This window comes from Citrobacter sp. S46_ASV_140, assembly GCF_018919545.1.
GTDB lineage: Bacteria > Pseudomonadota > Gammaproteobacteria > Enterobacterales > Enterobacteriaceae > Citrobacter > Citrobacter braakii.
This window is the reverse complement of the sequence record NZ_JAHLRC010000195.1, coordinates 1-4413: the sequence shown is the minus strand read 5'-3', so window position 1 is coordinate 4413 and position 4413 is coordinate 1. Positions and strand designations below refer to the sequence as shown.

The 4413-nt window shown below is 45.8% G+C and carries 4 protein-coding genes and 2 pseudogenes; 3 read left to right on the top strand and 3 right to left on the bottom strand.

Annotated features, from left to right (window positions below; translation table 11 throughout):
* Nucleotides 1–60: 60 nt before the first annotated feature.
* Complete coding sequence (gene cueO, locus KQJ19_RS22520) at nt 61–1677, bottom strand: multicopper oxidase CueO (RefSeq protein ID WP_216404189.1); 1617 nt, start codon at nt 1675–1677, stop codon at nt 61–63.
* 153 nt (nt 1678–1830) lie between these two features.
* Between cueO and KQJ19_RS22515 the strand changes: the two genes are divergently transcribed.
* The 3 genes and pseudogenes from KQJ19_RS22515 to KQJ19_RS24125 all read left to right on the top strand — a co-directional run.
* On the top strand, nt 1831–2178 hold the full coding sequence (locus tag KQJ19_RS22515) for a YacC family pilotin-like protein (protein ID WP_003018667.1): 348 nt from the start codon (nt 1831–1833) through the stop codon (nt 2176–2178).
* Between the two features lie 63 nt (nt 2179–2241).
* Nucleotides 2242–2438: pseudogene (locus tag KQJ19_RS24130) on the top strand (polyamine aminopropyltransferase); the annotation flags it as partial.
* 10 nt (nt 2439–2448) lie between these two features.
* A pseudogene (locus tag KQJ19_RS24125) lies at nt 2449–2673 on the top strand (hypothetical protein); the annotation flags it as partial.
* 13 nt (nt 2674–2686) lie between these two features.
* On the opposite strand, the gene KQJ19_RS22510 reads toward KQJ19_RS24125, so the two are convergent.
* Nucleotides 2687–3901 carry a rhomboid family intramembrane serine protease gene (locus KQJ19_RS22510; protein WP_216404188.1) on the bottom strand — a complete coding sequence of 405 codons (1215 nt, stop codon included), beginning with the start codon at nt 3899–3901 and terminating at the stop codon, nt 2687–2689.
* A 113-nt stretch (nt 3902–4014) separates the two neighbouring features.
* Nucleotides 4015–4377, bottom strand: coding sequence for a protein YacL (yacL, locus tag KQJ19_RS22505; protein WP_016155706.1), 363 nt, complete (start codon nt 4375–4377; stop codon nt 4015–4017).
* Nucleotides 4378–4413 lie beyond the last annotated feature (36 nt).

The window sequence follows — 4413 nt, the reverse complement described above, 5'->3', positions numbered from 1 at the left end:
GTAATAATCCGTTTTTGGAATAAACATTTAGCGGATAGCGCCACCGCTATCCGTCGCTGTTTATACGGTAAAACCGAGCATCATCCCGGTATCCTCATGCTCTAACAAATGGCAGTGCGCCATATAGGCATGTTCCTTTGGCGCGTCGTGGTCAAATTTCACCAGCACCTCGCTCACGCCGCCCTCTACCCGCACCGTATCTTTCCATCCCGCGCGATGCGCAGCAGGCGCTTTGCCATTTTCAGACAGAATACGGAACTGCGTGCCGTGAATGTGGAACGGATGCAGCATCATGTCGCCCTGACCGGAAATCACCCAGCGTTCGTGTTGACCTTTCGCCGCGGCAAACATCGGTTTATTCATATCAAACGCCTGACCATTAATCCGGTTGGCATTATGGAAATCGAATGTTCCATGCTTCATGTTGCCCATGTCACCATGCTGCATATTCCCCATCTCACCGTGGTTCATATTGCCATGCTTCATGTTCCCGTGGCCCATATTGTCATTATTCATATGGCCCATCATCTTGCCATGATCCATACCCGCCATAGCCTGAGCGCCGTACTTCTTCATCAACATTTGCATGCCCATCATGTCGAGCATTGGGTCCATCGATAATTGCAGTTTGCGCACCGTCAGCCCCTCAAGCGATGGCAGCGCCGGCATGGATGTCAGCGTATCCGGTAACGTGCCGGAAGCGGTAATCAGCAGCGGCTGAACGCGCATCACCGGATGCGGCTTATCAAATGGCGCAATCGCCATGCCCATCTGCCCCACAGGCAGAGTGACCAGATCAAACGCTTTACCGTCGCTCACATCCACCAGCACTTCAAAGCGTTCGCCCATCAGCATAGGAAGTTCGGTCACTTTTACTGGCTCCGCCAACAGTCCGCCGTCGCTGGCAATAACGTACAAAGGACGATTGTCGCTGGCCGCAATATTCAGTGAGCGTGCGTTACAACCATTTAGCAGACGCAGACGCAGCCAACCGCGCGGTGCAGCATGCTGAGGATAAATCGCCCCATTGGTCAGCAGCGTATCGCCAAACCAACCGACGGCAGCGGTCATGATGTCCAGTTGATAGTTAACCTGACCATCAGCAGAGAACTGTTTATCCTGAATAATCACCGGCACATCATCAATGCCCCACTGCTTAGGCAGCAGCAGCTTGCGAATCTCTTCATCTTCAATCAGCACCAGTCCGGCAAGGCCCATCGCCACCTGATGACCGGTCTTCCCATGCTGATGCGGGTGGAACCAGCAGGTTGCCGCGCGCTGATCCGGTGTGAAGGTCACTGAACGTTTCCCACCCGCCGGAATAATACCTTGCGGGCCACCGTCGACTTCACCGGGGATTTCCAGCCCGTGCCAGTGCAACGTCGTCTCTTCGGCAAGCTGGTTATGGATATCCACCGTCACCGATTGCCCTTTGCTCAGCTTGACCGCCGGCCCGAGCAAACTGCCGTTATATCCCCAGGTCGTGGCTGTTTTACCTGTAAAACTCGACTGTCCGGCTTGCACGATCAGCTGCATACGGTTAGAGGCATCTGCGGTTAACAGGTCTGGAATGGGTAATGCGGGACGGTCTGCAGCAAATACGCTCCGGCTCCACAGAGGTAACGCTGACGCGACGCCCAGCGCCACGGAGTACTTTAAAAAGTCACGACGTTGCATAATCACTTCCTTATATTCAGCAGCTTAAGCAGGCTATCTTTTAAGCATAAGCCCTCCCCTTACGGGAAGGTCAAGTAAACGGCTAATAATAAAGGTCGTCGCTTCGCTCGCAGTGTGCTAACGTTTAAATTCCGTGATGCATTGGTAGAAGCAATGAAGACGTTTTTCAGAACCGTTTTGTTCGGCAGCCTGATGGCCGTATGCGCAAACAGCTACGCGCTTAGTGAGTCCGAAGCCGAAGATATGGCCGATTTAACGGCAGTTTTTGTTTTTCTGAAAAATGACTGTGGATACCAGAATTTGCCAAATGGGCAGATTCGTCGCGCACTGGTCTTTTTTGCCCAGCAAAACCAGTGGGACCTAAGTAATTACGACACCTTCAATATGAAAGCGTTGGGTGAAGACAGCTACCGCGACCTCAGCGGTATAGGCATCCCAACGGCCAAGAAATGCAAAGCGCTGGCACGTGACTCCCTGAGCCTGTTGGCTTACGTTAAATAGCCTCTATCCACTGAAACGTCTATTGAAACAATGACTGGGCATTCCCTGTCATTGTTTACTTTGGATCACCAAGATCACATCATTTTTGAAAACGAAGATTTTGGCTGCTGGATGGCGTGGTGCAAATCACCGAGCGCGATGAGTTTATGAATCATGAAATGATGGCCCACGTTCCTGTATTGGCCCTTAGCCATGCCAGGAATATGCTGATTATCAGGAGGGGGGACGACGCTATACCGAGTGAAGTACCACGTTCGCGACTACACCTACGACGTGAACAAGGAAAATATCTTTCATACTAAGATTTTACTGAAAGAAATCTACCTTCAGCACTGCACGTCCCATACTGAACCGAAAGAGTTTAGAGAAGAGGAACCTAATGTCATCACCGGTCTGCTCTGGAGAGAGATACGCGAAATCTACTCCCCCCATAATATACAAGTAATTTTATCTAACTTCACATTCAGACACCGATTTTCAACACAGGTCTTGTGACAAAAATTGTTTATTACCACCGACGACAAATTGTAGTTCTGCACCGCTCTAAAGAAACAGCATTAAATATTAATTCAGGGATATTCTCAAATATTTTACTAGAGTTATCATTCACGATCACTGATTCGTTAAATTGATGTTCAGCTTCAAAATATTTTTTGATATCTACAGATGAATTTGGATAATTTTTAAAAGAAATATTAACAAGTTTTTGTCGGGCCACGCAATAATTACTAATTATTTCTATACTATGTTTTTCAGTTTCACTTATCTTTTCAGAACGCAGATCCTCAGTAATATTTATACAATTATTCAAATCCTCTTCAATACGCTCTTTAATTCTTAAGCCATATTTATAAAACAACCCCCTCATTTTTTCACAGTCGATTAGTTCAGATCGAACAATACTTCCGCTTTCAACACTAGCATCAACACATTGGTTAAAAAATCTAAAATCTATCGGTTGGTCTGGGGCACCCTCTCGCATGTCTTTCACAATAAACTCTAATCTAGAAAGTCGAACGAACTTAATATTCTCAGGAATTGAATATTTAGCAAGCACAGCACCTTCAATTATACACACTGTCATGATCAGAATTATTGAAACCTTGCCTGGTTTTTTAAAAAAATGGGTCTTCCCATCTACACTTAGGGCACCTAAGACGAACCCAATAACAAAACCACCCAAATGTGCCATGTTATCTACAGGCAGAAATAATCCTAAACATATTACAATAATAACATTGGTGAAAATTTTAGAAAATGGAAGCTCGATCTTGTTACACAATCCAAAAGCTAGCAAATAGCCGGTAATACCAAGAATGGCTCCTGATGCTCCACAACTAACTATCAACTCATATCGATGAACTACAGCACTTAATATCCCTCCAGCGATACCAGATAACATATAGACAGCAATAAAAACTCTACGTGAAAACATGTTTTCAAACAAAAAACCAATCCCAAGTAGTGCAATCATATTAGAGAAAAAATGAAAAATACTTAAATGCATAAACATGCTACTTAAAAGTCTCCAGTATTCACCTGATAGGGTTAACGGAGACGCATTCCCTCCCCATGCAATGATGAATGAGGATGCTTGATATAAATTAAACGCCCGCGAATCCAAATAAGCCGAAAAAACAAAGAAAACAAAATTAACAAAAACAAGAACCGCAGTAACAGCCCATTTACTATTTTTAAACCCACTTATCTTTAGATAACTCATGATTGATAATCCCTGTTTCTGATTTACTTTCATCCATAAAATTTAGACATCTTGTTAATTCACAAGATGTCTAAATTTAAAACCTCCCAGTTAATTACACAACCCTAAGAAGATCATTTTTGCTTTAAAAATTCACGATAAGCCGCCACGACCTGAAGAAAGTCCTCTACGCCGCAAAGTGAAAAGCTCTCTTCGTCGTAGTAGCTCATCCCCTCTTCCATTTCATCTCCGGAGAATTCCAGTTGATTGGCGCGCACCATCACCTCTTCACCATCCAGCCAGAGCGTGTATTCATGCCCTGCTCGCTGCCAGGAGCGCTCACTGCCCTTCACCGCATGCGCCGCCTGTTCCACTTCATCAAGTAAGGCCAGGTTCTCTTTCACTTCTTCGTTAAACCAGTGCCCCACCACCTCGTGGCCCATGGACATACGCACTTTTACCACTCCGGTAATATCGCGCAGAAATTCGTAATCCATAATGTCTTCCTCTGCTCCCGGCAATGCGCCAATACC